Below are 25,973 nucleotides of genomic sequence, written 5' to 3'. Positions count from 1 at the left end.
TCTGCTGGACGGATCCCGCGAGGACAAGGGCTACGAGGCCGCCGCGGCCGCCATGGAGACCGCGCTCGCCCTGCGCGACTGCGTGCGCCACTACTGATCAGCGCCAGGTGGCCAGGGCCGGCTCGATGCCGTCGTAATGAGCCGCGAAGCCGGGGTCTGCCTCGAACATCCGTCCGAGGCAGACCCTGCTCGTCAGGACTCAGCGGGATCCCGTGGTCGTGCGCCTCGGCCAGCTCGTTCAGCCTCAAGCTGCGTGAGGGTCACGCCGAGCCGCGATCAGGCGATGAGTCTCGCGACCAGGTCGCCCTGACGACGCGCGCCCGGATCCTGTCTGGTCGACACGTGCTCGACGACGAAGCCGTGCTCGGCGAGCAGGTCTTCGAGCGCTTTTGCAGACCAGTAATAGGCAGTGTGCACGGCGTGGTCGAACGCCTCGCCGGGCTCGCCGTCGAAGTAGCCGATCAGCGCTGATCCGCCGGGGGAGAGGACGCGGGCGAACTCGCTCAGGATGGCGGGGAGGTCAGCGGGCGGGGTGTGGATGATCGAGCACCACGCCAGGATGCCGCCGACCGACCGGTCCTCCAGCGGAATGGCGGCGAGGTCGGCCTGTTGGAAGGCGATGGCCGGAAAGCGTTCACGTGCTGCTGTGATGAACTCGGCGGAGGCATCGAGGCCAACCACCTCGCGTACGCCTTCCGTGGTGAGCTCCTGGCTCCAGAGGCCTGGGCCGCAGCCGGCGTCCAGGAGGCGGCCGGTCGTGGTGTCTCGCCAGGTGGTGATCGTGTCGCGATCTTGTTCGGCGAGCTGGTCGATGTGTCCGAAGAGGTCGATGTATTCGGCTGCGCGGCTGTCGTAGGCGGCGGCGATCTTGGTCATGAGCATCGGTTCTCGAGGGTAGCGCTTCTGCGGGGTTGGGGACTCGCTGCCGCCTGCGCGTGGGTTGGCTGGATGTGTGTCCGTTTGGTCTCGTGTGGGCTTCCAGCACGGGTGGGGCCAATACGGTGTCTGGCTCGGGAGATTTAGAAGCAGGGTGTCTGGGCTGGGTGCCATTTACCTGTCTTGCGGACTTCCAGCAGCGGTCTGGGTTGGGTTTGGGATACCTGTCCCTGATTGGGTTTTCGTTCTCTTTCCTTCCCTCATCTCACATAATATGTTATGGTGGGGGTAGGCGTGAACGTGAAGGCCGACCACCTCGACAGAGGCGTGCCTCTCAGCCCCGGAGACAACGGGTGTGGGGTATTCCAGGGGATCCAGGGGCGTGAGCGCTGAGCTGCGAGGGTAAGTAATAGCCCGTACTTGACGGGCCTCCGGGACCAGCGAACCAAAGCAGGGATTCTGCATCCGCAGGAAGCCCTTTGAGTTCGTACGTCGGGAGGTGACCATCGCGTTGAGCACGCTGCAGCAGCCCCAGCACCCTGTGCTGGCGGCCGTGGTCGCGATCACCGCCTCTCTCGACGAGGTCTCGGATGCGAACCCGACGTTCATGGCGACCGATCAGAAGGCAGCCACGCTTGTCGAGATCGCGCGGGCGAAAGCCCAGCTGGCGGAGCTCGAGCTACGCGTGATGGCCGCTGCCGATGATGTGGCTGCGGACAGTGCGGCTCGTGATGTGGCCGCGTGGCTGCATCACCACACCCACCAGCGCCCCGAGGCCCTGCGCGACGACCTCCGGCTCGCGCACGCACTGGACCGGACCTATCACCGGGTCGCCGCCGCGATGCGCGCGGGGAAGTGCAACCTTGCCCAAGCCCAGGTGATCGTGGCTGCTCTCGACGACCTGCCTGCCGATCTCGACCCCGAGATCCGAGCGAACGCCGAAGAGGCTCTGGTCGGCCATGCGGCCGAGTTCGACCCGTCTCGGCTACGCCGCCTGGGACGAAGGATCCTGGACGTCATCGCCCCGGAGATCGCCGAGGCCGAGGAAGCCAAGCGGCTCGCGGCCGAGGAAGCCCACGCAAGGAAGAAGACCCGGCTCACGATGCGCCGTATCGGCGACGGGACCACGCGGATCTCCGCGGTCATCCCGGACGCTGCCGCGGACCGGTTGGCGACCAACCTGGAGGCGTTCGCCTCCCCGCGACGTGATGACGGGACTCGCACCGACACGGGTGAGTACCTGCCCTACGGCCGCAGGCTCGGGCGGGCGTTCTGCCAGATGCTCGAGACCCTCGACCCGGCAAGGCTGCCGATCCACGGCGGGGATGCGACCACGGTGATCGTGACCATCGACCTCGACCAGCTCCGCAACGAGACCGGCATCGGCCAGATCCTCGGCGGCAGCCCCATCACCGCAGCCGAGGCCCGCCGCCTGGCCTGCACCGCGAACATCATCCCCGCGGTCCTCGGTGGTGCCTCTGAGGTTCTCGACTTTGGCCGCAAGGAACGGTTCTTCACCGCCGCCCAACGCCGAGCGCTCCTGCTGAGATCAGCGACCTGTGAGGCCGAGGGATGCGACATCCCCGGCACCTGGGCCGAAGCCCACCACTGGCTCGCCTGGGCACAAGGCGGACCCACCGACCTCGACAACGCAGCCCTGCTCTGCTCCCATCACCACCACCGTGCCCACGACGCGGCGTACCTCCACGAGCGCCTGCCCAACGGCGACATCCGCTTCACCAGACGTAGATAGGCCGACCGGATCTCAACCCGATGGTCGTGATGCCAGCATGCACACTGACAGCTTCCCGTTCGACCGAAGGACTGAGCGTGCCCGAACGACCTGAGATCGTCTGCATCTGCGGCTCCATGCGATTCGTGGAGGAGATGCGTGTGGAGAACCGTGATCTGACCTTCGCCGGCGTCATTGTCCTCGCGCCCGGCGAAGCGGGCGAAGCAAGCGCGGAGATCACCGAGGAGCAGAAGACCACGCTGGACGCCCTCCACCTGCGGAAGATCGACCTGGCCGACCGGGTACTGGTCGTCAACCCGGGTGGCTACATCGGGGATTCCACGAGCAGGGAGATCGCCTACGCCCGCGCCACCGGCAAGCCGGTCTCGTTCACGGAGCCCGGCCTGCACGAGTCGCGCTAGCCGCGGCCCTTGAGCCGGGAGCGGAGGACGAGCCGGGCCGCGGGCCCGAGGTCCTCGATGACCTCGACGAGCGCTCCGAGCTGCTCCAGGGAGGTGAAGGCCGAGTCGGCGCCGGGGCGGTCTACGCCGTCGTACATGAGCAGGCCGATGAATGCTGCGCTGACCGCGCGCGAGAGGCCGGGGGCGTCCACGACGTCCTCGACCGGGCTTCCCCTCAACGCACGTGCGACCGCGGCCTCGATCTCGCCGTTCCACCGGCCCAGCGCGTAGCGCGCCGTCTCCGCCAGCGTCTCGTCCCGCTGCGCGCCGGCGAGGAGCTGGGCCATCACCGTGATGTTGCCTGCGGCCCGCTCCCGCTCGTGGAGACCCCGGCCGAGATCCAGCAGCTCGCTCAACGACGTCACCTCCGCGAACTCGTCCCGGTAGGACGCCGCTGCCTCGTCCGTCGCGGCCCGGCACGCCTGGTCGACGAGGTCCGTGACGGTGCCGAAGTGGTAGAAGACCAGGGCCTGGTTGACGTCCGCCCGGGTCGCTATCGCCCGCGCCGAGAGCCCTGCGATGCCGTCCTCCTTGAGCAGGTCGGTCACCGCCAGCATCAGCTTGGCCTTGGTGGGGTTCATTCTGCGGCGGGCTCCGCGGCGACGAGCAGGTTGAAGACGATCAGCACGGAGCCGAGTATGCCCCCGCACGCGAGTCCCAACAGCATGACCCCGGCAACGACCCCCGGCTCGGACGCCCCGGTATCGGACAGACCCACCACAGCGCACCCGACGCCGCAGACCATGCCGAGGGCGACCTCTCCAATCACCATGTGCGGAAGCGGAATCCGTACGCCGCGCGTCACCGCCTCGCCGAACCAGGCCGCCAACACCCCGGACAGGGCGGCGATGGCCACCAGGACCTCGATGCTCTCGCCTCCCGCGCCCGGCTCGTCATCCGCGTTGAACATCGCGAAGCCCAGCGCGAAGGTCACCCCAATTCCCACGAGGCCGGACCAGATCCGGTCGACGGCCGGCGACGACGGCAACAGCACTGCCGGCGCAACCAGTACCGACTCGATCAGCCCTACGACGGCGCCGACCATGCCGCCGTACCAAGCCCCAGCGAGCGTCCCAAAGATCGGCGCCAGCGCGCTCCCCACACCTCCGCCGATGACGACACCGAGCACCACTCCGAAGAACCACCATCGGCACCACGCCCAGAACACAGACCACATTCGATCAGCCACCTACACCTCCTTCGACCTATTTGAGCGATTGCTCAAATTCAAGGTAGCGCATCTCTTGAGCGATCGCTCAAATAGGCCGTATGGTCGCAGCATGAAGATCGTCATCCCCGGTGGAACCGGCCAGGTCGGAGGCATCCTGCGGCGTGCCTGGAGCACTCGTGGACATGAGGTCGTGGTGCTCTCGCGCCACCCCGAGCAGCTGGAGGAAGGTGTACGCCATCAGGTCTGGGACGGCCGGACGATCGGCCCTTGGGCGGACGAGATCGACGGCGCGGACGCCGTGGTGAACCTCGCGGGCAGAACGGTCAGCTGCCGCTACACCGACGCCAACCTGAAGCAGATGATGGACTCGCGTGTCGAGTCGACCCGGGTCGTCGGGGAGGCGATCGCGCAGGCGTCGGCGCCCCCTCGTACGTGGCTGCAGATGAGCACCGCGACGATCTACGCCCACCGCTTCGACGCCCCCAACGACGAGGCGACCGGCGTCATCGGCGGCGACGAGACCGACACCCCCGCCTACTGGGAGTTCTCGACACGGATCGCCAAGTGCTGGGAGGGAGAGCAGGCCGCGGTGGCGACGCCGCACACCCGCAAGGTGGCGCTCCGCTCGGCGATGGTGATGAGCCCCGACAAGGGCGGCGTCCTCGACGTACTGCTCACCATGGCCCGCCTCGGTCTCGGCGGACCCGTCGCGGGCGGTGACCAGTTCGTCTCGTGGATCCACGAGGCCGACTTCGTACGCGCCTGCGACCTGCTCTGCGAGCGCGACGACATCGCCGGCCCGGTCAACCTGGCAGCCCCGGCGCCGCTGCCCCAGCGCGACCTGATGCGCACGCTGCGGAAGGAGGCCAGGATGCCGATCGGGTTGCCCGCGACCCGTTGGATGGCGGAGATCGGAGCGTGGGCGCTGCGTACGGACACCGAGCTGCTCCTCAAGAGCCGTCGGGTCGTCCCGGGGCGGCTGCTGGAGGCGGGCTTCGAGTTCGAGTACGCCGACTGGGCATCCGCCGCCCACGACCTGGTCAGCCGGGCACGGCGACGGCACGGCAGAGAAACCAGTCGCATCGCCCAGCCGGATCAGCCACGATGAAGAGGTGACCCGCGCGACCTGGCAGCCCCGCCCCGACGACGCCGAGACCCTGAGGCGGTTCTTCGGCCAGGACGGGCGGCTGCTGACGATCCCCTCGAAGCACGCCAAGTTGCTGGTGGTGCTCAACCAGCTCGCGCAGTCCTTCGAGCTGGGGAAGGTCTACGCCGAGGGCGAGGTCAACGAGATCCTGCGAGCCTTCCACGACGACGTCGCCGCACTGCGCCGCTACGTCCACGAGGAGGGGTTCATGATGCGCGAGGGCGGCTTCTACTGGCGCGACGGCGGCAGTGTGGAGATCTGACCCACCACCGCTCCGGGGGATCGGGCATGATCCCCCCCATGACGATGCCGGACCAGTCGGGCCAGCCAGCGCCCGGACAGCCGCCCGTAGGGTGGATCGACCTGACCATCCAGGGCAGCCACATGACCTCGAACATGATCGTGCCGACGGTGATGCTCAACGGCCACCAGATGCCGACGCAGTACGGCCGCAACGTGTTCCCGGTGCCGCCGGGGCCTTGGACGGTCGAGATGTACACCCAGTGGACCTGGAAGTTCGGCAAGGCGTCGCTGAGCTTCGACGTCGCCGAGGGCCACACCGTCCCGGTCTTCTACGCCGCACCGGCCACGACGTTCCAGAAGGGCGCGATCGGGCACGTCAAGCAGAAGAAGCCCGGCGTGCTCGCGCTGGTCGCTGTGCTGGTCGTGGTGGTGCTCGTCATCGCCGGCATCGTGGCGCTGACGATCTGATCATCCAGTAGGTCTCGACCCGCTTCGCGACTTCGCAAGCTCAGTCGCTGCGCTCGCTCGACCCTCTCGCGTTTGGCCGACGCAAGCGCCGGCCAAGGCTCGAGTGTCGGTGGTGACCGATAGCGTCAGCAGTGTGACCACCACCGAATCACGCGGCCGAAGCCGAGCCACGGACAGCCGACGGGGCTATGCGGTCCTCGACGTCGAGACCACCGGGCTCGACCCCTACCGCGACCGGGTGATCCAGGTGGCCATCCGCCAGATCTCCGCCGACGGCACCGCCGAGTCGGAGTGGGAGAGCCTGGTCAACCCCGGCGCCGGCGTGGACCCGGGACCGGTCGAGGTCCACGGCCTGACCAGCGCCGATCTCGCCGGTGCCCCGCCCTTCCGAGACGTCGCCGCCACGATCGCCGAGCGCCTCGCCGGCCGGGTCTTCGTCGCCCACAACGCCGCGTTCGACTGGGCGTTCGTGGCCGTGGAGTCGGACCGCGCGGGCGTACGGCTCGAGGTCCTGGAGTGGCTGTGCACGATGAGGTTCGCGAAGGCGCTCGCGCTGGAGGTGGCCGACAAGTCGTTGGCGACGATCGCCGCCTACTACGCGGTCGAGCAGCTGCGGGCGCACGACGCGGGCGACGACACCCGGGTGGCCGCGGAGATCCTGTTGCGCGAGCTGGCCGATGCCGACCGGGTCGGCCTCGCGCTGCCCCTGGTGGAGTGCAACAGCGCGCGACACCGGCTGAAGCGGACCGTGCGTCGCTGGTTCAGCCGGGTCCGCCGCCCCGGCCGCTGAGAGACCATCCCGGCATCCGGAACATTTCCGGCAGAAAATGCAACCGGAGACCCCCGTTCGCACATCAGTAGGTCGTCGGCCCGTTCTATCTTGAAGGGCCAGGATCTGGAGCGAGGCGATGAAGATGGTCAAGCGGGGAACGATCGCAGGGGCGCTTGCCGTCCTGCTGGCAACCGCGTTCACGGCGTGCGCTGCAGAGCCGGCCGCCACCCCTGAGGCGACGGCCTCACCGGCTGCAGTGTCCTCGACCAGCTCCTCGACCTCGCCGAGCACCACCCCGACCCCCACCCCGACACCGACTCCCAGCGCGAAGCCGAAGCCCGAGCCGAAGCCGTCCCCGACCTCGGGTCCGCGGCTGCTCGGCGAAGGTGACAGCAGCGACGGCGTACGAGAGCTGCAGGCGCGCCTGAAGCAGATCGGGTGGTTCAACGCGGGTGTGACCGGCTACTACGGCAACGTCACCGCCGAGGCCGTCTCCGGCTTCCAGGGCAAACGCGGCATCGCGGTCACCGGCTTCGTGGACCAGACCACTCTCGACCGGCTCCACTCGATGACCCGCGAGCCGACCGAGGCCGAGCTGATCGACGCCCCGCCGCCGGTGCCCACGGGCAAGCTCGATCCGCGCTGTCTGACCGGCCGGGTGATGTGCATCGACAAGTCCACCTCGATGCTGCGCTGGGTCGTCGGCGGCACCGTGCAGCTGAGCGTCGAGGTGCGGTTCGGCTCCCAGGAGCTGCCGACGCGCGAGGGCCGGTTCTCGGTCTTCGCCAAGAGCCGCGACCACGTCTCCTCCATCTACAAGACTCCGATGCCCTTCGCGATGTTCTTCTCCGGGGGCCAGGCGGTCCACTACTCCCCCGACTTCGCCGCCAACGGCTACAACGGCGCCTCCCACGGCTGCGTGAACGTGCGCGACCACGGCGCCATCACCTCGCTCTACAACCAGGTCGGCATCGGCGACGGGGTCGTCATCTACTGGTCCTGAGCCTGTCCTGAGCAGCTCCTGGGCACAGCCGGAGCGCCGCGCTGTCCGGTCCTCGGCGACGATTCCAGGCACGTACGCCGACGGCCTACCCTTGAGCCATGAAGGCGCTGCTCCTGGAGAACATCCATCCCGTCGCTGTCGAGAACCTCGAGAGGGCCGGTTTCGAGGTCGAGCTGCGTAGCAAGTCGCTCTCCGAGGACGAGCTGGTAGCCGCTCTCCCGGGCGTGACGCTGCTCGGCATCCGGTCCAACACCCACATCACCCCGCGAGTGCTGGACGCGGCCACCGAGCTCAAGGCGATCGGCTGCTTCTGCATCGGCACCAACCAGGTCGACCTGGTCGCTGCCGGCGAACGCGGCGTGGCCGTCTTCAACGCCCCCTACTCCAACACCCGCTCGGTCGTCGAGCTGGTCATCGGCTACATCATCTCCCTGGCGCGCCGGCTGCCGGAGAAGACCGAGAAGATGCACGCCGGCGTCTGGGACAAGTCCGCGAAGGGCTCCCACGAGGTCCGCGGCCGCACGCTCGGCATCATCGGCTACGGCAACATCGGCACCCAACTGTCCAACGTCGCCGAGGCGCTGGGGATGTACGTCATCTTCTACGACATCGCCGACCGGCTGGCCCACGGCAACGCGCGCCGGATGAAGTCGCTCGACGCGCTCCTGGAGAAGGCCGACGTCGTCTCCATCCACATCGACGGACGCCCCGGCAACCTGGGCATGTTCGGCGAGGAGCAGTTCGCGAAGATGAAGCCGCGCTCGCTGTTCATCAACGCCGCGCGCGGCTTCCTCGTCGACAACGACGCGCTGCGCAAGCACATCGAGTCCGGCCACATCGCCGGCGCCGCGCTCGACGTCTTCCCGATCGAGCCCAAGGCCCAGGGCGACGCCTTCGAGAGCCCGCTGCAGGGCCTCGACAACGTCATCCTGACCCCGCACGTCGGCGGCTCCACGCAGGAGGCCCAGGAGGAGATCGGCTGGTTCGTCTCCGGCAAGCTGGGCGACTTCGTCCGCTCCGGTTCGACCGCGCTGAGCGTGAACCTTCCCGCCGTCCAGCCGCCGCCGCTGGGCGCGGGCGCGCGCCTCGCGCTGCTGCACGACAGCGTCCCGGGCGTGCTCGCCGAGCTCAACAACCTGCTCGCCGCCGAGGGCGTCAACGTGACCGGCCAGTACCTCGCCACCGCCGGTGAGACCGGCTTCGTGGTCACCGACGTGACCGACGTACCGCCGACGACGCTGGAGAAGATCGCAGGCAACCCGCACACCCGGTGGGTGCGCGCCTACCCGGCCTGACGCTAGCGTTCTGGCTCATGGAGCTCCCTCAACATTGGCCGCTGCCCGAAGCGACCGAACTTCTCGGTGAGATTCTGGCAGCGTACGACGAGCCGACCCGCCGCTATCACGACCGCCGGCACCTCGCCGAGGTGCTGGACCGGATCGAGGAGCTGCGGGAGGAGGGTGAGCGCTTCGACCCGCTGACCGTCACCCTGGCGGCGTTCTTCCACGACTCCGTCTACGACGGGGAGCGGGACGCCGAGGAGCGCTCTGCCACCTGGGCCGAGGACGCGCTGGGCGCCTACCTGGGCGCGGACGCGGTCGCCGAGGTCGCCCGCCTCGTGCGACTCACCGAGACCCACGATCCCGCGCCCGACGACCACGGCGGTCGGGTGCTCTCCGACGCCGACCTGGCGATCCTGGCTGCCCCGGCGGAGCGGTATGCGGAGTACGCCGCGACCGTCCGCGAGGAGTACCAGCACCTCTCCGACGAGGAGTTCCGCGCCGGCCGCGCCCAGGTCCTGGAGCGGCTCCTCGAGAAGGAGTCGCTCTACTCCACACCCTTCGCCAGGATCAGCTGGGAGGCTGCCGCTCGGGCCAACCTCGCGGGCGAGATGGAGACGCTGACCACATAACTGTCGCCTGATCAATAACAATTGGTTGCAGATGCCTCCTTGGTGACAGAATCTCTCGGTGAGCTTCCAGACCTACGCCGATCTGTGGCGGATTCCCGATGTTCGCCGCATCCTCGTGCTGGGTCTGTTCCTCCGGATCCCGATGCCGGCGTCCGCGGTGATCGTGACCCTCCACGTGGTCGGCCCGCTGGACCGTTCCTACGCCGAGGCCGGCCTGGTCTCGACAGCCCTCGCGATCGCGATGGCGATCTCCGCACCCTGGCTCGGCCGGCTCCTCGACCGCCTCGGCCTGCGGCGTACGCTCCTGCTGCCGTTGGCCGTCCTGCCGATCGCCTGGTCGATCGCCCCCTGGGTCGGCTACCTTCCGCTGCTCGCGCTGGTTGCCGTCGCCGGTCTCTTCACCGTCCCGTCGTTCTCGATCGTGCGTCAGGTGATGATCCGCTCGGTCGGCCCCGGGAAGCGCACCGCGGCGCTCAGCGCCGACGCGATCATGACCGAGCTCGGCTTCATGGTCGGTCCGGTCCTCGGCGTCCTCGGCGCGAGCTACTTCGGCACGGCATGGGCGTTGCTGATGATCCAGTGGCTCGGCATCGTGGCCGCCGTGCTGCTGTGGCTGCTCAATCCGAGGATCACCGACGGTGATCCGACCGTCCCGAGCGACGCGGTCCCGAGCGACACCGGCGCACGGGCTCGCCGCTTCAGGCCGCCGTCGTGGCTGAGCCCGGGCGTCGCCCTGCTCCTCGCCGGCACCTTCACCGCCTCGCTCATCCTCATCGCCGAGGACCTCGGCACCGTGGCCGCGATGCGCGACTTCGACCGGACTCCCCTGCTCGGTCTGGTGATGGCCATCTGGGCACTCGGCTCGCTGCTCGGCGCGCTCATCTACGGCGCCCTCAACAGCCACCCGCCGACATCGGTGATGCTCGTCCTGCTGGGCGCGACGACGGTGCTCACCGCGTTCGCCTGGGACCCGATCTCCTTCACCGTTCTGCTCCTGCTCAGCGGCTTCTTCTGCGCACCGACCCTGACCGCGGCGCTCGAGGCGATCACCCGCCACGTCCCCTCGTCCGTACGCGGCGAGGTCATGGGCTGGCACGGCTCGGCCATCACTCTCGGCAGTGCCGTCGGCGCCCCCGCGGCCGGGTTCGCCATCGACCTGATCGGCTGGCCGGGCGGCTTCATCCTCGGCGGCGGCCTCGGCCTGCTGATCGCGGCCGCCATCTGGCTCACCACCCGCCGGATGTCCGACCCCACCGAGGCGTCGCTCCCGCCGGGCGAGAAGGCACCCGCGCCGGCCGAGTAGTCACAGCGACGCCGCCTCAACCGACCGGAGTGACGTCTCGACCGACCGGAGCGACGTCTCGACCGACCGGAGCGACGTCTCGACCGACCGGAGCGACGTCTCGACCGACGGGAGTGACGTCTCGGCTAGCGCAGTCTGCGCGGCTTGCGGCGGCGCAGGCCGGCGGCGAGGAGCGCGGAGACCAGGTCCCGAGAGGTGACCTCGACGGCGCCGGCGGCGACCAGGTCGTCGTACGCCTCGGCCGGGACGTCGTAGTGGTCCCGGTCGAACCCACGGGCGGGGATGCCCAGGCGGCTCGCGAAGGCGTGCAGCTCCTCGTAGGAGGTGTCGCTGGCCAGGTGCGACCACATCCGGCCGCGACTGGGGACGTTCGGCGGGTCGATGAGGATCACAGGGAGGATTGTCCGCGATCGCCAACGATCGCGCATGGCGGCTCCTTGACCGGTGGGCAAGAATGGTCCGTGATGAACACGACAGTGCTGTTCGAGGCTCGGGCGAGGGTGCTCCACGACCTCGATGCCCGCGGGCTCGCCGGCGCAGCCGCCGTCTCCGCCCTCGAGGACGCGATGACCGAGCGCGGCTGGTGGGTGGAGCAGTGGCCGGAGGGCAAGGCGTACGTCGCCGGCCTGGTCGCCCAGGACGTGCAGGACCTGCTCTTCGACGGCGAGGTCTCCGAGCGCTGGCCGGTGTGCACCATCTGTCCGCCCGAGTCGCCGGTGCACTCGCTGCACATCACACCCGACCTGGGTGGCCCGGACCCGATCTGGATCTGCGAGGAGAGCGGCGACGTCGTCGCCCCGCTCGGCGACCTCTGAGCCCAGCCCTCAGCGTCAGGACGGACCGAGCTGCAGGTGCAGCGCGTAGCGGTCTGCCCGGTAGACCGAGCGGCAGACCTCGACGTAGCGGTCCCCCGAGACCGACTTCCGCCGCCTGCGCAGCACGGGCACGCCGACCGAGAGGCCGAGCAGCGTGGCCTCCTCGATGTTGGCCACGTCGGCGCGGAACGTGTCGTCGGCCCAGGACGGCCGCAGCTGGCGGCTGGCGAGCTCGGCGTAGAGACTGGGCGGGGTGGCGCGTTCGAGCAGATGGGGCAGGATCGACTCGTCGAGGTAGACGTCCTCGATACAGATCGGCACCCCGTCGCCGCGACGCAGCCGGCGCCAGTGGACGACCGCCGCACCTTCCTCGAGAGCCAGCGCGCGAGCGATCGTGGGTCCGGCCTTCTCCCGACCGAGCAGGAGCGTCTCGGAGGATGCCTGCATCCCTCGGCGAGCCATCTCCTCGCTGAACCCGAGCACCGAGCTGGCCGCCCTCGGCGGACGCGCCACGAAGGTCCCCCGACCCGGGATCCGGACCAGCAGACCATCGGCGACGAGCGCTTCGAGCGCCTGTCGCACGGTGGCCCGGGCGACGCTGAACTTCTGGACCAGCTCACGCTCGGAGGGAGCCGCCGCCCCCGGGCTCTCGCCGACGACCAGCTCCCGGACGTACTCCCGGATCTGGACGTGCTTGAGGGAACGCTCACCCTCGACCGACCGGACCATGAGGCGAGCGTAGGTGTACGCCTCGCGTACGTCCCGAACTTTGTCAAGTTGTGACATTGCATCGAGATGAGGCAGGTCAACTGCAACGAAACATGGATGTCCGTTCTTCACTAGAACACATGTTCGATCACGAGGTATGCTGCGAGGGTGGACTTCCAGGGAACCCTCTTCGCCCCCACAGACGACGAGACCGCCGAGACGAGTTACGAGCGGATCCAGCTGGGCCGCGGAGCCTGGGTGGACATCGCCCGCGGCTGGCTGCCCGATCCCGACGACGTCTTCTCGGCTCTGGTCAACGACGTCCCGTGGCGCGAGGAGCGCCGCCAGATGTACGACCGCGTCGTCGACGTGCCCCGGCTCCTGCACACCTACCTGCAGGGCGACCCTCTCCCTCACCCACGTCTGGCGGAGGCGCGCGGCCGCCTCACCGCCCACTACCTGCCCGAGCTCGGCGAGCCGTTCGTGAGCGCGGGCTGCTGCTACTACCGCGACGGCCACGACTCGGTCGCCTGGCACGGCGACAAGATCGGCCGGGGCCGCACCAACGACACGATGGTCGCGATCGTCTCCGTCGGCGACCCCCGCCGCCTCGCCCTGCGACCCACCGGCGGCGGCAAGGGCATGAGCATCCAGATGGGCCACGGCGACCTCGTCGTCATGGGCGGCTCCTGCCAGCGCACCTGGGAGCACGCCATCCCCAAGGTCTCCTCCGCAGGCCCCCGGATCTCGGTCCAGTTCCGTCCCCGCAACGTCTTCTGAGAGGTTGCGGGTCCTCTGAGGCGGGGTCCCAGATGCGGTCCGTACGCTGGTAGGAAAGGATGGGACTGACAGCCGACGCCTCTGGAGCCGCCTTGACCACCACCGCACCGCCCCTCGCCCCGCCGTCCGCGGAGGAGATCGCCAGGGCGAAGGAGATCGTCGGGCGGATCAGCACCGCCTTCAGCAGTCGTGTGGTCGGCCAGGAGCGGCTCAGGACAGCGCTCTTGATCGCGCTCCTCTCCGAGGGTCACGTCCTGCTCGAGAGCGTCCCCGGGCTGGCCAAGACGCTGGCCGCGGCGACGCTGTCGCAGACGGTCGAGGCGAAGTTCTCCAGGATCCAGTGCACTCCCGACCTGCTGCCGAGCGACATCATCGGCACCCAGGTCTACGACCAGCGCAACCACGAGTTCGAGACCCAGCTCGGCCCGGTGCACGCCAACTTCGTGCTGCTCGACGAGATCAACCGCTCCTCCGCCAAGACCCAGAGCGCCATGCTCGAGGCGATGCAGGAGCGCCAGACGAGCATCGCGGGCCACATCCACCCGCTGCCGCGCCCGTTCATGGTGCTCGCCACGCAGAACCCGATCGAGGAGGAGGGCACCTACGTCCTCCCCCACGCGCAGATGGACCGGTTCCTGCTCAAGGAGATCGTCAACTACCCCAGCGACGGCGAGGAGCTCGTCGTCCTGGAGCGCATCGAGGCCGGCACGCTCGGGCCCGACCACGAGGTGACCCGTCCGGTCGCCGACCCCGACGACGTGATCTGGCTCCAGGAGCTGGCCAAGCGCGTCTACGTCGACCCCGCGATCAAGCGCTACATCGTCGCCCTCGTCCAGGCCACCCGCAATGCCTCCCAGCTTCTCGGGCCGGAGACCGGTTCCTACGTCGAGATCGGGGCGTCCCCGCGTGCGTCGATCGCGTTCCTGCAGGCGTCGCGCGCGGCGGCGCTGCTGCTCGGCCGCTCCTACGTCACGCCCGAGGACGTGCGCGAGCTACGCCACAGCATCCTGCGTCACCGGCTCCACCTCAGCTTCGAGGCGCTGGCCGAGAAGGTCCAGCCCGAGATGCTGGTCGACGCGCTGGTCCGCGCTGTCCCGAGCCCCTGAGTGGCACAGCCATGGCGACGTACCTTCCCCGGATCCGCACGCGGCTGATGATCCACGCCCACCGCAAGGTGGTGGGCCTGCTGGACGGGGAGTACGCCAGCATCCAGACCGGGCGCAGCATGGACTTCCACGACCTTCGCGAGTACGTCCCCGGTGACGACGTGAAGGACATCGACTGGAAGGCGACGGCCCGTTCGCGGAGCCTGCTGGTCAAGCGGTTCACCGCCGAGCGCCAGCATCTGGTGCTGCTGGCGATCTCGACGGGCCGGAGCATGGCGGCACAGGCGACCGGCACCACGACCAAGCGCGACATCGCCGTCTTCACCGCCGGCCTGGTCGGCTGGCTGGGCGTACGCCACGGCGACAAGGTCGCGGTCGCCTATGGCGACTCGGCGACCCAGAAGCTCACCAAGCCCGCCGACACCGAGGTCGCGCTCGAGCGGGCCCTGGGGCAGGCCCACGATGCGATCAGTCCTGATGCCGCCGAGGCGGACATCGTCGCGGTCCTGCGCCACATCGCCACCAACGTACGCCGCCGCGCGATCCTGCTCGTGGTCACCGACGAGCACTCGGTCAGCGACGAGATGGCCGCGATCCTGCGCCGACTCACGGTCCAGCACGAGGTCCTGGTCGCCGGCATCGACGACCTCGACCCCACCACCGCCGTGGCGGGTGGCGCGCCGACGGTCGACATCGACACCACCTCCGCCCTGCCGGGCTGGCTCAGCGGTGACGCGGCGCTCCAGGCGCAGTACGCCGAGCTGGCCGCCGCCGAGGAGCACGGCCTGCGCAGCACCCTGGACCGCCTGGGCATCGCCTACCAGCGGGTGCAGGACGACGCCACCGCCATCGGCGCGGTCTTCCACCTCCTGGAGAGGCACCGGCATGCGCGCCGGTAGCGTCCCGGAGGAGTTCCAGCAGCCCATCGCCCACTCGGGGTGGTGGCTGGTGCTCGCGCTCGCGCTGCTCGCCGCGGTGGCCCTCTACTACCTCGCGGTCGTCCTGCTGACCCGCGAGCGTCCGCCGGTGGTCGAGGTCGAGACGCCCTGGGTCCCCGAGCCTCGTGATCTCCGCGCCGAGCACCTGGCCGAGATCGACCGGATCGAGCGGGCCGTGCACCGCGGCGACGTACCGGCTCGGGTCGGCCACCAGCACCTGAGCCGCACGGTGCGCGACTACGTCGCCGAGGTCAGCCAGATCCCGGCGGACAAGATGGTCCTCGCCGACCTGAAGGCGACCGTACGCAGCGACCCCCGCACCCGCCCCCTGGCGATGGCGGTCGAGGTGATGTACCCGCCCGCATTCGCCTCCGAGGAGGAGGGCCAGGCTGCCGAGCGTCTCCCCGAGGCGCTGGACCGGGCCCGTCAGGTGGTGACGACATGGACCTGAAGTGGCCCGTCCTCGGCGCGATCGTGCTGGTCATCACGGTCGTCGCGGCCGCGGCGATCGTCGTCCTCGCCGCCCGGGTGCACCGCCGCCCGATCGACGCGGTGTTCGTCGCCCACACCGCGCGGCTCAAGCGTCTCCCCCGGTTCCGCGAGCTCGCGACCCAGCAGCGCTGGCTGTCCTGGTGGCAGACCGCCGGGATCGTGCTCGCGGTCGTCGGGTGCATCTGGCTGATCGCCCGTCCGCAGACCACCGACATCACCCAGAACCGCTACTCCACCCGCGACATCGTGCTCTGTCTGGACGCCTCGACCTCGATGTTCGACGAGGACACCCAGGTCACCCAGGCCTACTCCGAACTCGTCTCCAGCCTCAACGGCGAGCGGGTCAGCCTGGTCCTGTGGAGCGACGCCGCGGTCACGGTCTTCCCGCTCACCGACGACTACGGCTGGGTCCAGGACGAGCTGGCCCGGGCCGGCCGGGCCTTCGCCCTCGGCGACCAGGAGTACGTCGCCGGCACCTACCTCGGCAAAGAACGGGCGAGCCTGATCAGCGACGGGATCGTCTCCTGCGTCAAGCGCTTCGACCTGTCCAACTCCGAGCGCGGCCGGGCGGTCATCGTCGCCTCGGACAACGACCCGCAGGGCGGCCCGCCGGTCTACACGCTGCCCGAGGCCACCGAGTTCGCCAGGGAACGCGACGTCCAGCTCTACGGCATCGGCTCCGCCGACCTCAGCTTCCAGGAGGACAAGCGGGCCACCTTCGACAAGGCGATGACCGACACCGGTGGCACCTTCTCGCTGCTCGGCGACAGCAACTCCATCGACTCGATCCTGGCCGGCATCGACCGGCTCTCCGCCGACGAGGTCGTCGAGCCGCCGAAGTATCAGATCCGCGACGCTCCCGGCTGGCCGATCGTCCTGATCGTCGTGGGCGTTCTCATGCTGGCTGCCGGGTGGGTCTACGCCCTGGTCCGTTCCGGGCGGCTGTCCCCGGGACCCCGGCCAATGCCTCAGCCGGGCCCGCAGCCTCGGCCACCGAGCGAGGTGGGCCGATGAGCGAGCGTCAGCGAGCGATCAACGAAGCTTTCATCGGGCCGCGTCCGTATTCTGGCGCTTGCGCTACGGAGGTGGGCCGATGAGCGCGCGGAGCTTGCAGATCCTCACCCTCGTACGCCGCTTGCTGATCGTCCTGTTCACCATCGTCGTCCTGGTGCGACCGAGCTGGGGCGCAGCACCGGCGGAGATGCGTACGGCCGATCTCGACGTCATCGTCGTGGTCGACCGGACGCGGTCGATGGTCGCCGAGGACGGCCCCGGCGGGGAGACCCGGATGACGCAGCTCAAGAAGGACCTCAAAGCGCTCTCGGCGGCGCTGCCCTCGGTGCGCTTCGGAGCGATCACCTTCGGGGGCGAGGTCGTGCGCACCGAGATGCCCTTCACCTACGACACCACCGCCTTCGACGCCTGGGTCGACGGGCTCTACGCCGAGCGGGCCTTCGACGGGTCCGGGTCGATGGTGGATGCTCCGCTCGACGAGCTCGTCGAGACGCTGGAGCGCGACCAGGAGCGCTTCCCCGAGCGGCGCCGGATCGTGGTGTTCGCCTCCGACGGCGAGAACACCCGCACGGGCGTGGAACAGCAGTCGTTCAGCGAGGTCGATGACCTCTCCGCCGGCGGCATGGTGCTCGGCTACGGCACCGAGGAGGGCGGCCGGATGCCCTGGGACGACGAGCGCCCCCAGGACGGCTATCTCAAGGACGGCGAGGGCCAGGACGCCCGCTCCCGGATCGACCTGGCGAACCTGCGCGAGATCGCAGGTCAGATGGGTCTTCAGACGCTTCACCGGACGACGAAGGAGACCGCGGAGATCGCCACCGAGGCCTCCACCTGGGACTCCGAGATGCTCACCGAGAAGACCTCCGCCGGCGGCGAGGTCTCGCGGGCCTGGATCTTCGGCTTCCCCCTGCTGGCACTGTTGCTGTGGGAGCTGTGGGGCCACCGTCGTCGCGGACACGAGGCCGAGGAGGTGCTTTCGTGACCCTCACTGAGACACCGGTCGACTCGGCCGCGCGGCCACCGCTGCGCACCCCTCGCGAGCAGGTGCGGCGCGCGCTTCTCCTGGCCGGGATCCTGCCCGTGGTGCTCGGGCTCGCCTTCCTGGCGAAGGTGATGCTGATGGGCCACCACGACCGAGGCGGTCGCGACGCCTGGGACGCGCGTGACGCCGCGACCGCGATGGAGCACTACTCGGCCAACCGCGACCTCAACTTCCTGCAGCCGTGGATCGCCCACTTCGACGCCGGCAACGCGGCCTTCCTGCTCGGCGAGAACGCCCGCGCGATCGCCTACTACGGCGACGCGCTGGAGCGGGTGCCCGAGGACCACGAGTGCACCGTCCGTATCAACATGTCGCTGACCCAGGAGGCGATCGGCGACCGCGCCCGGGACACCGGCGACCAGCCCGGGGCGAAGGCCGCCTACGAGGCGGCGCTGACGACGCTGCGGGAGGGCGACTGCCCGACCGACGCAGGCCAGGGTCCCGAGCAGTCCCAGCAGGGCGTGTCCGTGGAGGAGCGCCTGAAGGAGAAGCTGGTCCCGAAGATCCCGATCAGGCCCAACGAACAGGACGAGCAGCCCGAGCAGCCGCAGAAGGAGGACGAGAAGGAGGACAAGCTCGACCAGCGCAACGGCGCCGGCGAGGAGTACCGGCGCGACGACGAAGATCTCGACGACTACGGCGGGTTCAGCGACGAGCCCCAGTGGTGAGGCTGGACCGCCGCTAACGCATGAGCGTCTGCGACGGAAGCTCCTGGAACTGCGCCCGGTACGCCTGGGAGAACCGGCCGAGGTGGAAGAAACCCCACTGGGCGGCGACCTCGGTGACCGAGGTCGCTCGCGCGTCCGCAGCGAGCAGGTCGGAGTGGGCCCGATCCAGCCGCGTACGCCGCCAGTACTCCAGCGGGGTGGTGCCGAGGTCGCGCTGGAACGCCTCCTGCAGCGTGCGGGTGGAGACGCCGACCCGCTGCGCGAGGTCGGCCACCTTCCAGGGGCGCTCCGGGTGGGCCTCGAGAAGGTCCACGGCCATGCGTACGGCCCGGGAGACGCTGGGTGAGGCGGTCGCGGAAGCGACCTCCAGAGACGTGTTGGGCTGCACGGTGAGCAGCCCGCCGATGAGCGCCTGCTCGTAGGGGGCGGCGACCAGCGGTGAGCTCATCAGCGTGCCACCGGCCTCGACGTTGTCGTAGGCGAGCCGCACCATCTTCATCCAGTCGCGCACCTCGGGACGGCCCAGGTCGAGCGTGGGGTCGAAGACCACCGGCCCGGACCCGCCGATGCCCGCGGCCGCCTCCTCGACGGCGCTGCGCCGGATGTAGACCTGCAGCTTCTCGCAGCCGTCGGACCAGAGCATGTCGACGGGCTCGGTCGGGGAGCCGATCGAGGCGCGGGTGCGGTCGGCGAGGACGACCTGCTCACCGACCTTGACCTTGGCGGTGCCGGCCAGCGGGAGCTGGATCAGGTAGAAGTCCTCGAAGGTGCCGGGGGTGATGCGTACCTCGTCGCCGTAGCGCATGTAGTTCAGCATCACGTCCTCGCCCAGCGGCGCGGCGTTGTGCACCATGTCGAGGTGGGACCCGGCCTTGGTCAGCGCCAGGTAGTGGGCGCAGAATCGTTCGGCTACGGCTTCTCTGGCCTGGTCCACGTCGGTGGTGGCGACGACGGTGTGGCGGCCCAGCAGGGGACGGGGCAATGGGGGCTCCTGGCGCGTGGCTCGATTGACCGAAGAGCGTAGCGGAGCCGACGCCGCGTCCACGCGGACACAGCGCAATCACCGTCTAAGGTCCCGGCCCCGGTCCTGGCCCAGGGGCTAACGAGATGCCGGTCCCCACCCATGAACACCGGCATCTCGCCGTACTAGCTCCTCGCTGCCAGCTTCTCCACGAGCCTGGGAGTGACGGAGGCGTACGCCTTCGGGTCGATCGGCAGCAGCCACTGCGCCGCCTTGGTCCGCTTGCTGACATCGAGACCGACGTCGTCGAGGACCTCGTCGATGTTGTGCATCGAGAACGGGATGATGTTGGTGCCGCGAGCGTGGTGGCCGTCGGTGCGCTCCCGCAACCACGCGACCCGCGAGGCCACGTGCGCCTCCATCTCCTCCGCCGGCGGGACCTCGTGGCCACCGCCCAGGTAGGAGCCGATCCAGACGGCGCTCATCTCGGCCGACAGCGGCGAGAAGAACGATGAGTTGTAGCCCGCGAAGGTCAGGTCCTTCACCGTCAGCGGGAGGATCTGCCGGTAGAGCTGGTAGTCGCCGTTGTCGTCGGTGAGCTGGTCCTGGATCTCCGCAGGGAAGAACGGCAGCTCCTGCTTGAAGCCGGTCGCGGTCACCACGACGTCGGCGGGCAGTGCCCGGCCGTTGGCCAGCTCGGCGTACGCCTTGCCGTCCTTGCTCACGAACGTGGCGATCTCGGTGTCGCGCTCGACGGTGATGTCACCGGCCTCGACGCCCTCGAAGAAGCCCTCGGTGGCCAGCGAGACCGTCGATCGGGCGATGTCGGTGAACTGGCCCTTCGGGAGCAGCCCGAGCTTCTTCAGCTTGAGCTGGCCGCTGGTGACCGACTCGACGCTGCCGATCATCGAGCCCGCCATCTTCGAGCCGCCCGCGTGCAGGACCTTCTCCGGCCCGCGCACGCTCTGGTAGGGGAACAGCCCCTCGCCCAGACGGGTCAGCAACAGCATCTTGTAGTTGAGGACGCCCTTGATCTTGCGGGGCATCTTCCACAGCAGCTGGCGCGCGACCACGGTGGTCGAGGCCGCCTCCTTGGCGATCTCGACGGCGACGTCACAGGCTGACTTCCCATAGCCGACGATCACGACGTCCTTGCCCCTGACGGTCTCCAGGTCGTGCAGCTCGCTCGCCGCGAGGATCCTGCCGCCGGTGGCCTCGAGCTCGTCGACCCCGTCGTACGCAGGGGCGAACGGCTCCGAGAAGACGCCGCTGGCCACGATCAGGTGGTCGTAGTGCTCGGTCGTCTCGCCGTCGGTCCCCACCGCGGAGCTGGGTGCGGAGGTAATGGCCCAGCCGCCCCCTCCAGCCGGCTGGGCCTTACGCACCTCGGTGTCGAGCCTGATCATCGAGGCGAGCTCGAACTTCTCGACATACATCTCGAGGTAGCACTGGACCTGCTCGCCACTGAGCCACTCGGGGAACACCTTCGGCATCCTCAGATCCGAGAGCGTGTAGGAGTCCTTGTTGTTCTGCGTCGTCAGGCCTGGGTAACGACGGGTCCGGCTCCAGACGCCGCCGATGTCCGGCGCCTTCTCGTAGACGGTGACGTCATGACCGAGCTCAGTGAGCACCTTCGCCGAGGCGATGCCTGCGAACCCGGCGCCGATGACCGCGATCTTCACTTTTGGGTTTCCTCTCGCAGTGGGGCTGCGTAGTGGAAACGCTAGAGAGGTCGCCGGGCGCCCGCTATCCGCGTCGCGCGGCCGATATCCGGTTTGCGCGACGGGTTCGTCACCCGGCCGGTCTCAGCCGCGCAGCAGCTTGTAGGCGATGACCGCCGCGGCCACCACGACGGCTCCGACGGCGATCTTCTTGCCGTAGTTCTTGACCAGCACCGGCATGACCGTCGCTCCCAGGTCGAGCGCCTCGGGCGCCCTGCTGGTCGAGCCGGATTCGTGAGGTACGAACGAATCCGTGTCGAGACCAACACGGCCCCCTCCCGCGCTCGATGGGACTGTGTTGGTCTCGACACCGCTCGCTTCGCTCGCGGGTCTGAACGGAGTGGCCCCGACCAGCGGCTCGACCTCCGGGGCGGACTTCTGCTCCAAGCACGCGACGAACTGGCCGAGGAGCTTGTCGGAGACGTCCTGCATGACCCCGCGCCCGAACTGGGCCGGCTTGCCGGTGACGGCCAGGTCGGTGACGATCTCGACCTTGGTGCCGGTGCCCTCCGCCGCCATCGTCAGGGTCGCGTTGGCGCCGGCGGTGCCGTTGCCGCGCTTGTCCCGCCCCTTCGCCTCGACGACCAGACGCCGGGCGACCTCGTCCTTCTCGACGAAGGTGCCGGAGCCGGCGTAGACCATGGCGATCGGGCCGAGCTTCACCTTCACCGTGCCGGTGAAGGTGTCCCCCTCGACCGAGGTGACCTGGGCTCCCGGGAAGCACTCGGCCATCGAGCCGATGTCCAAGAAGCTGTCCCAGGTCTCCTCGACCGAGATCGGAACCGTGAACTGGTGCGTCAGATCCACGCCTCAGCCCCCGAGCGCCTGGATGATGGCCCGACGGGTGAGCACCGTGACCAGATGACGCCGGTAGTCGGCGTCGCCGTTGAGGTCGGAGGGCGGGTCAGCACCCTCCGCGGCCAGGGCCGCGGCGCTGCGTACGACCTCCTCGGTCGCCTGCTGGCCGACCAGCGCCTGCTCGACGCCGGTGGCACGCAACGGGGTCGACCCCATGTTGGTGAGCCCGACCGCCGCCCCCTCGATCACGCCGCCGGAGACCTTGAGGGTCGCGCCGACCGCGCAGATCGGCCACTGGTGGGCCACCCGGACGAACTTCTCGTAGTGGGCCGTCCATCCGGTGTGCTTCGGGATGCGTACGCCGGTGAGCAGCTCGTCCTCGGAGACGGCGGTCTCGAAGAGGCCCTGGAAGAACTCCGTGCCCGGGACCACCCGCTCCCCTGCCGGCCCGGCGATGACGAACTCGGCGCCCAGGGCGAGCGCCGGAGCTCCGAGGTCGCCCGCCGGGTCGGCGTGGGCGAGCGCGCCGCCGAACGTGCCGCGGTGGCGTACCTGCTCGTCGGCGACCGTCGCGGTGGCACGCGCGACCAGGGCCGCATGCTCGGCGACCAGAGGATCGGTCGCGACGTCGCAGTGGCGGGTCATGGCGCCGACGAGGATCGAGTCACCCTCGTCTCGTACGCCGCGAAGCGAGTCGATGCGACCGAGGTCGATGACCCACTCCGGGGCGTTGAGGCGCATCCTCAGCACGGGCAGCAGGCTCTGCCCACCGGCGATCACCTTGGCCTCGTCGCCGTACTGCGCGAGCGCGGCCAGCGCCTCCTCGACGGTGGTCGGGGCGACGTAGTCGAACGATGCGGGAATCACTGGACGTCTCCTTCTGTGCGGTCGACGTTCCCGGACATGCCCGTCGACGAATCGAAGTGTGCGGCGGCGGCACCGGTGGTCTCGCCACCGGCCGAGCCCTCGTTGATCGCCCGCCACACCCGCTCCGGCGTGCAGGGCATGGTCACGTCGTGCACGCCCAGCGGACGCAGCGCGTCGACGACCGCGTTGACCACCGCCGGGGTGGAGGCGATCGTGCCGGCCTCGCCGACGCCCTTGGTGCCGAGCGTGTTGGTCGTCGCAGGTGAGGTGGTGTGGTCGATCTCGAAGCTGATCGTGTCGGCCGCGGTCGGCAGCAGGTAGTCCACGAACGAGCCCGACACCAGCGTGCCGGCGTCGTCGTAGACCGCCTCCTCCCACAGCGCCTGGGCGATGCCCTGGACCAGTCCACCGTGCACCTGACCTGCGACGATGAGCGGGTTGATGATGTTGCCGATGTCGTCGCAGCAGACGTACTTCCGCATCTTCACCTGCCCGGTCTCGGTATCGACCTCCATCGCGCACAGGTGGGTGCCGTGCGGGAAGTTGAAGTTCTCCGGGTCGAAGGTGGCCTCGGAGTCGAGGTTGGCCTCGACCCCGTCGGGCAGGTTGTGCGCGGCGAAGACCGCCGTGGACAGCTCGCCGATGGACATGCCCTGGTCGGTGCCGCGCACCGTCCACCTGCCGCCGGTGAACTCCATGTCGTCGACGCTGGCCTCGAGCAGGTGGGCCGCGATCGGCTTGGCCTTCTCGAGCACCTTGTCGGCCGCCCGCACCAGCGCCTCGCCACCCACGACCAGCGACCTGGACCCGTAGGTGTCATAGCCCTTGGCCGCGATCTGGGTGTCCCCGTGGAGCACCTCGACGTCCTCGAAAGCCACGCCGAGGCGGTCTGCCACGATCTGGCTGAACGCGGTCTCGTGCCCCTGACCGTGAGCACTGGCGCCGGTGATGACCTCGACCTTGCCGGTAGGCGTCAGGCGCACCTGGGCGTGCTCCCAGCCGCCGGCGCCGTAGTCGAGGCTGCCGAGGACCCTGGACGGCGCCAGACCACACATCTCGGTGAAGGTCGAGATGCCGATGCCGAGCTGGACCGGGTCGTTGTTGGCACGGCGCTCGGCCTGCTCACGACGGAGCTCGTCGTAGCCGAACATCTCCTTCGCCTTGGCGGTCGCCGCCTCGTAGTTCCCGGAGTCGTAGGTCAGGCCCGCGATGGTGGTGAACGGGAACTCCTCGTGCTTGATCCAGTTCTTCTCCCGGATCTCGAGCGGGTCGACCCCGACCTCGGCGGCCAGCTCGTCCATCAGCCGCTCGATGGCGTACGTCGCCTCCGGCCGTCCCGCGCCGCGGTAGGCGTCGGTCCACGTGGTGTTGGTGAACACCGTCTGGCAGTTGAACTGATAGGCCGGGAACTTGTAGATCGCGTTGAACATGAAGGCGCCGAGCACCGGGACACCGCCGCCGACGATGGCGACGTAGGCCCCCAGGTTGGCGTCGAGCTCGACCTTGAGGCCGGTGACCTGACCGTCCTTGGTGGCCGAGAGGGTCAGCTTCTGGATCTGGTCGCGGCCATGGTGAGCGGCGAGGAGAGACTCCGAGCGGGTCTCGGTGTACTTCACCGGCTTGCCGAGCCGACGGGCGATCGCGAAGACGATCATCTCCTCCGGCGTCTGCTGGAGCTTGCCGCCGAAGCCGCCGCCGACGTCGGGCGCGATCACCCGGATCTTCGACTCGGGCACCCCGGTCGTCGCGGCGAACGCGAACCGCAGGATGTGCGGGATCTGGGTCGCGCTCCACACCGTGATCTGCTCCCCGGTCGGGTCGCACACCACGCTGCGGGGCTCCATGAACGCCGGGATCAGGCGCTGCTGGCGGTAGGTGCGCTCGATGACGATGCCGTCGCTCTTCGCGGAGGCGATCGCCTCCTCGACGTTGCCACCTGTGCCGGCCTGGGCGCTGTCGAAGACCCACAGCGCGGACTTGTTGGTGCCGAGGTCGGGGTGCGCGAGCACCTCGTCCTTGACCGCCTCCTCGAGGGAGACGACCGCGGGAAGCTCCTCGTAGTCGACCTCGACCATCTCGGCGGCGTCCCGCGCGGCGGCCGCGGACCGGGCGGCCACGACAGCGACGATCTCACCGGCGAAGGTGACCCGGTCGGAGGCGATCGGCGGGTGGGCCGGCGTCTTCTGGTCGGGCGTGATCGGCCAGGCGTTGATGCAGACGCCGAGGCTCTCGTCGAAGTCCTTGGCGGCCAGCACGGTCACCACACCCACGGACTCCTCCGCGGCGCTGGTGTCGATGCCGGTGATCCGGGCGTGGGCGAAGGGACTGCGCACCATCGCCAGGTGCAGCATCCCCGGCAGGTTGATGTTGTCGGTCCAGCGGGTCCGACCGGTGATCAGGCGCGCGTCCTCCTTGCGGCGCCGGTCGCGACCGATCTCGTTGGTCTGCTCCGGACGAGCGTCTACGGCGGTCACAGCGCGTTCACCTCCGTGCCGGCGGCCTGCTGCACCGCGCGGACGATGTTGTGGTAGCCGGTGCAGCGGCAGAGGTTGCCCTCGATGCCCTCACGGATCTCGTCCTCGGTCGGCTGAGGGTTGCGCTTGAGCAGGTCGACCGTCTGCATGATCATGCCCGGCGTACAGAAGCCGCACTGCAGGCCATGACACTCGCGGAACGCTTCTTGCATCGGGTGGAGGTCGGTCTCGACCGTGTCGGCGAGGCCCTCGATCGTGGTCACCTCGCACCCGTCGGCCTGCACCGCGAGCACGTTGCACGACTTCACCGAGTCGCCGTCGAGATGGACCGTACAGGCGCCGCAGTTGCTGGTGTCGCAACCGATCACCGTGCCGGTCTTGCCGAGTCCTTCGCGCAGATACTGCACGAGCAGCGTCCGCGGTTCGATGTCGTCGGTGACCTTCATACCGTCGACGCGCATGCTGATCCGGGCCATGTTGTCTCCCTGCCAGACGTCACTG

29 protein-coding genes are annotated in these 25,973 nt (G+C 69.3%); 18 read left to right on the top strand and 11 right to left on the bottom strand.

The window, feature by feature from the left end; translation table 11 throughout:
• Window positions 1-276 precede the first annotated feature (276 nt).
• Window positions 277-882, bottom strand: a complete 606-nt coding sequence (locus H5T77_RS06555; protein WP_292646638.1) for a class I SAM-dependent methyltransferase — start codon at window positions 880-882, stop codon at window positions 277-279.
• A 505-nt stretch (window positions 883-1,387) separates the two neighbouring features.
• On the opposite strand from H5T77_RS06555, the gene H5T77_RS06550 reads away from it, so the two are divergent.
• Together H5T77_RS06550 and H5T77_RS06545 are read left to right on the top strand one after the other, a co-directional pair.
• Window positions 1,388-2,629: an HNH endonuclease signature motif containing protein gene (locus tag H5T77_RS06550; RefSeq protein ID WP_292646635.1), complete on the top strand. Its 1,242-nt coding sequence runs from the start codon at window positions 1,388-1,390 to the stop codon at window positions 2,627-2,629.
• A gap of 77 nt (window positions 2,630-2,706) precedes the next feature.
• Window positions 2,707-3,030, top strand: a complete 324-nt coding sequence (locus H5T77_RS06545) for a hypothetical protein (protein ID WP_292646633.1) — start codon at window positions 2,707-2,709, stop codon at window positions 3,028-3,030.
• Here H5T77_RS06545 and H5T77_RS06540 read toward each other — a convergent pair.
• Together H5T77_RS06540 and H5T77_RS06535 are read right to left on the bottom strand one after the other, a co-directional pair.
• Window positions 3,027-3,650 carry a TetR/AcrR family transcriptional regulator gene (locus H5T77_RS06540; protein WP_292646630.1) on the bottom strand — a complete coding sequence of 208 codons (624 nt, stop codon included), beginning with the start codon at window positions 3,648-3,650 and terminating at the stop codon, window positions 3,027-3,029. The genes H5T77_RS06545 and H5T77_RS06540 overlap by 4 nt on opposite strands.
• Window positions 3,647-4,237 carry a hypothetical protein gene (locus tag H5T77_RS06535; protein WP_292646628.1) on the bottom strand — a complete coding sequence of 197 codons (591 nt, stop codon included), beginning with the start codon at window positions 4,235-4,237 and terminating at the stop codon, window positions 3,647-3,649. Before H5T77_RS06535 ends, H5T77_RS06540 begins: the two co-directional genes overlap by 4 nt.
• Window positions 4,238-4,349: 112 nt before the next feature.
• On the opposite strand from H5T77_RS06535, the gene H5T77_RS06530 reads away from it, so the two are divergent.
• From H5T77_RS06530 to H5T77_RS06495, 8 genes are all read left to right on the top strand, one after another.
• Entirely contained in the window at window positions 4,350-5,348 is a 999-nt protein-coding gene (locus H5T77_RS06530) for a TIGR01777 family oxidoreductase (RefSeq protein WP_292646625.1), read from the top strand.
• A gap of 4 nt (window positions 5,349-5,352) precedes the next feature.
• Window positions 5,353-5,649, top strand: coding sequence for a DUF2087 domain-containing protein (locus H5T77_RS06525; protein ID WP_292646623.1), 297 nt, complete (start codon window positions 5,353-5,355; stop codon window positions 5,647-5,649).
• A gap of 38 nt (window positions 5,650-5,687) precedes the next feature.
• Window positions 5,688-6,098: a hypothetical protein gene (locus tag H5T77_RS06520; RefSeq protein ID WP_292646620.1), complete on the top strand. Its 411-nt coding sequence runs from the start codon at window positions 5,688-5,690 to the stop codon at window positions 6,096-6,098.
• Window positions 6,099-6,231: 133 nt separating this feature from the next.
• Window positions 6,232-6,888, top strand: a complete 657-nt coding sequence (locus H5T77_RS06515; protein WP_292646618.1) for an exonuclease domain-containing protein — start codon at window positions 6,232-6,234, stop codon at window positions 6,886-6,888.
• 124 nt (window positions 6,889-7,012) lie between these two features.
• Window positions 7,013-7,873, top strand: a complete 861-nt coding sequence (locus tag H5T77_RS06510; RefSeq protein ID WP_292646616.1) for a L,D-transpeptidase family protein — start codon at window positions 7,013-7,015, stop codon at window positions 7,871-7,873.
• A gap of 98 nt (window positions 7,874-7,971) precedes the next feature.
• The gene (gene serA / locus H5T77_RS06505; RefSeq protein ID WP_292646613.1) at window positions 7,972-9,168 is read left to right on the top strand and encodes a phosphoglycerate dehydrogenase; all 1,197 of its coding nucleotides are present in this window, start codon (window positions 7,972-7,974) and stop codon (window positions 9,166-9,168) included.
• Window positions 9,169-9,185: 17 nt separating this feature from the next.
• Window positions 9,186-9,785 carry an HD domain-containing protein gene (locus H5T77_RS06500; protein ID WP_292646610.1) on the top strand — a complete coding sequence of 200 codons (600 nt, stop codon included), beginning with the start codon at window positions 9,186-9,188 and terminating at the stop codon, window positions 9,783-9,785.
• A 58-nt stretch (window positions 9,786-9,843) separates the two neighbouring features.
• On the top strand, window positions 9,844-11,088 hold the full coding sequence (locus H5T77_RS06495; protein ID WP_292646607.1) for an MFS transporter: 1,245 nt from the start codon (window positions 9,844-9,846) through the stop codon (window positions 11,086-11,088).
• Between the two features lie 125 nt (window positions 11,089-11,213).
• Here the strand turns inward: H5T77_RS06495 and H5T77_RS06490 are convergent, their stop codons facing one another.
• Window positions 11,214-11,480: a DUF4031 domain-containing protein gene (locus H5T77_RS06490; protein ID WP_292646602.1), complete on the bottom strand. Its 267-nt coding sequence runs from the start codon at window positions 11,478-11,480 to the stop codon at window positions 11,214-11,216.
• A gap of 72 nt (window positions 11,481-11,552) precedes the next feature.
• Between H5T77_RS06490 and H5T77_RS06485 the strand changes: the two genes are divergently transcribed.
• Window positions 11,553-11,903, top strand: coding sequence for a hypothetical protein (locus H5T77_RS06485; RefSeq protein ID WP_292646599.1), 351 nt, complete (start codon window positions 11,553-11,555; stop codon window positions 11,901-11,903).
• Between the two features lie 15 nt (window positions 11,904-11,918).
• Here H5T77_RS06485 and H5T77_RS06480 read toward each other — a convergent pair whose 3' ends face one another.
• Entirely contained in the window at window positions 11,919-12,689 is a 771-nt protein-coding gene (locus H5T77_RS06480; RefSeq protein WP_292646597.1) for a GntR family transcriptional regulator, read from the bottom strand.
• 90 nt (window positions 12,690-12,779) lie between these two features.
• On the opposite strand from H5T77_RS06480, the gene H5T77_RS06475 reads away from it, so the two are divergent.
• From H5T77_RS06475 to H5T77_RS06445, 7 genes are all read left to right on the top strand, one after another.
• Window positions 12,780-13,391, top strand: coding sequence for an alpha-ketoglutarate-dependent dioxygenase AlkB (locus H5T77_RS06475; protein WP_292646594.1), 612 nt, complete (start codon window positions 12,780-12,782; stop codon window positions 13,389-13,391).
• Window positions 13,392-13,483: 92 nt separating this feature from the next.
• On the top strand, window positions 13,484-14,497 hold the full coding sequence (locus tag H5T77_RS06470; protein ID WP_292646592.1) for an AAA family ATPase: 1,014 nt from the start codon (window positions 13,484-13,486) through the stop codon (window positions 14,495-14,497).
• 11 nt (window positions 14,498-14,508) lie between these two features.
• Window positions 14,509-15,396, top strand: a complete 888-nt coding sequence (locus tag H5T77_RS06465) for a DUF58 domain-containing protein (RefSeq protein ID WP_292646589.1) — start codon at window positions 14,509-14,511, stop codon at window positions 15,394-15,396.
• Window positions 15,383-15,886, top strand: a complete 504-nt coding sequence (locus H5T77_RS06460; RefSeq protein ID WP_292646586.1) for a hypothetical protein — start codon at window positions 15,383-15,385, stop codon at window positions 15,884-15,886. The genes H5T77_RS06465 and H5T77_RS06460 overlap by 14 nt, the downstream gene beginning before the upstream one ends.
• A complete protein-coding gene (locus H5T77_RS06455) occupies window positions 15,877-16,941 on the top strand; it encodes a vWA domain-containing protein (protein WP_292646583.1) in 1,065 nt (354 codons plus the stop codon). Before H5T77_RS06460 ends, H5T77_RS06455 begins: the two co-directional genes overlap by 10 nt.
• 79 nt (window positions 16,942-17,020) lie before the next feature.
• A complete protein-coding gene (locus H5T77_RS06450) occupies window positions 17,021-17,923 on the top strand; it encodes a VWA domain-containing protein (protein ID WP_292646580.1) in 903 nt (300 codons plus the stop codon).
• Window positions 17,920-18,651 carry a hypothetical protein gene (locus H5T77_RS06445; protein WP_292646577.1) on the top strand — a complete coding sequence of 244 codons (732 nt, stop codon included), beginning with the start codon at window positions 17,920-17,922 and terminating at the stop codon, window positions 18,649-18,651. Before H5T77_RS06450 ends, H5T77_RS06445 begins: the two co-directional genes overlap by 4 nt.
• A 13-nt stretch (window positions 18,652-18,664) precedes the next feature.
• Here H5T77_RS06445 and H5T77_RS06440 read toward each other — a convergent pair whose 3' ends face one another.
• From H5T77_RS06440 to H5T77_RS06415, 6 genes are all read right to left on the bottom strand, one after another.
• Entirely contained in the window at window positions 18,665-19,633 is a 969-nt protein-coding gene (locus H5T77_RS06440) for an AraC family transcriptional regulator (protein ID WP_292646574.1), read from the bottom strand.
• A 164-nt stretch (window positions 19,634-19,797) separates the two neighbouring features.
• Entirely contained in the window at window positions 19,798-21,294 is a 1,497-nt protein-coding gene (locus H5T77_RS06435) for a flavin-containing monooxygenase (RefSeq protein ID WP_292646571.1), read from the bottom strand.
• A gap of 123 nt (window positions 21,295-21,417) precedes the next feature.
• Complete coding sequence (locus H5T77_RS06430; RefSeq protein WP_292646568.1) at window positions 21,418-22,140, bottom strand: SRPBCC family protein; 723 nt, start codon at window positions 22,138-22,140, stop codon at window positions 21,418-21,420.
• A gap of 3 nt (window positions 22,141-22,143) precedes the next feature.
• Window positions 22,144-22,998, bottom strand: a complete 855-nt coding sequence (locus H5T77_RS06425; RefSeq protein ID WP_292646565.1) for an FAD binding domain-containing protein — start codon at window positions 22,996-22,998, stop codon at window positions 22,144-22,146.
• Window positions 22,995-25,472 carry a xanthine dehydrogenase family protein molybdopterin-binding subunit gene (locus H5T77_RS06420; RefSeq protein ID WP_292646561.1) on the bottom strand — a complete coding sequence of 826 codons (2,478 nt, stop codon included), beginning with the start codon at window positions 25,470-25,472 and terminating at the stop codon, window positions 22,995-22,997. The genes H5T77_RS06425 and H5T77_RS06420 overlap by 4 nt, the downstream gene beginning before the upstream one ends.
• Window positions 25,469-25,948: a (2Fe-2S)-binding protein gene (locus tag H5T77_RS06415; protein WP_292646557.1), complete on the bottom strand. Its 480-nt coding sequence runs from the start codon at window positions 25,946-25,948 to the stop codon at window positions 25,469-25,471. The genes H5T77_RS06420 and H5T77_RS06415 overlap by 4 nt, the downstream gene beginning before the upstream one ends.
• Window positions 25,949-25,973 lie beyond the last annotated feature (25 nt).

Origin of the sequence: Nocardioides sp., from assembly GCF_014360585.1 — a bacterium.
In the GTDB taxonomy this organism is placed as follows: domain Bacteria; phylum Actinomycetota; class Actinomycetes; order Propionibacteriales; family Nocardioidaceae; genus Nocardioides.
The sequence above is the reverse complement of the archived record's forward strand: the minus strand, read 5'-3'. Positions and strand labels throughout refer to the sequence as shown.

Coding starts and splice junctions, on each gene's coding strand:
- H5T77_RS06555 (WP_292646638.1), bottom strand. CDS start 882: ATGCTCATGACCAAGATCGCCGCCGCCTACGACAGCCGCGCAGCCGAA.
- H5T77_RS06540 (WP_292646630.1), bottom strand. CDS start 3,650: ATGAACCCCACCAAGGCCAAGCTGATGCTGGCGGTGACCGACCTGCTC.
- H5T77_RS06530 (WP_292646625.1), top strand. CDS start 4,350: ATGAAGATCGTCATCCCCGGTGGAACCGGCCAGGTCGGAGGCATCCTG.
- H5T77_RS06520 (WP_292646620.1), top strand. CDS start 5,688: ATGACGATGCCGGACCAGTCGGGCCAGCCAGCGCCCGGACAGCCGCCC.
- H5T77_RS06510 (WP_292646616.1), top strand. CDS start 7,013: ATGGTCAAGCGGGGAACGATCGCAGGGGCGCTTGCCGTCCTGCTGGCA.
- serA (WP_292646613.1), top strand. CDS start 7,972: ATGAAGGCGCTGCTCCTGGAGAACATCCATCCCGTCGCTGTCGAGAAC.
- H5T77_RS06500 (WP_292646610.1), top strand. CDS start 9,186: ATGGAGCTCCCTCAACATTGGCCGCTGCCCGAAGCGACCGAACTTCTC.
- H5T77_RS06485 (WP_292646599.1), top strand. CDS start 11,553: ATGAACACGACAGTGCTGTTCGAGGCTCGGGCGAGGGTGCTCCACGAC.
- H5T77_RS06480 (WP_292646597.1), bottom strand. CDS start 12,689: ATGTCACAACTTGACAAAGTTCGGGACGTACGCGAGGCGTACACCTAC.
- H5T77_RS06465 (WP_292646589.1), top strand. CDS start 14,509: ATGGCGACGTACCTTCCCCGGATCCGCACGCGGCTGATGATCCACGCC.
- H5T77_RS06460 (WP_292646586.1), top strand. CDS start 15,383: ATGCGCGCCGGTAGCGTCCCGGAGGAGTTCCAGCAGCCCATCGCCCAC.
- H5T77_RS06455 (WP_292646583.1), top strand. CDS start 15,877: ATGGACCTGAAGTGGCCCGTCCTCGGCGCGATCGTGCTGGTCATCACG.
- H5T77_RS06450 (WP_292646580.1), top strand. CDS start 17,021: ATGAGCGCGCGGAGCTTGCAGATCCTCACCCTCGTACGCCGCTTGCTG.
- H5T77_RS06415 (WP_292646557.1), bottom strand. CDS start 25,948: ATGGCCCGGATCAGCATGCGCGTCGACGGTATGAAGGTCACCGACGAC.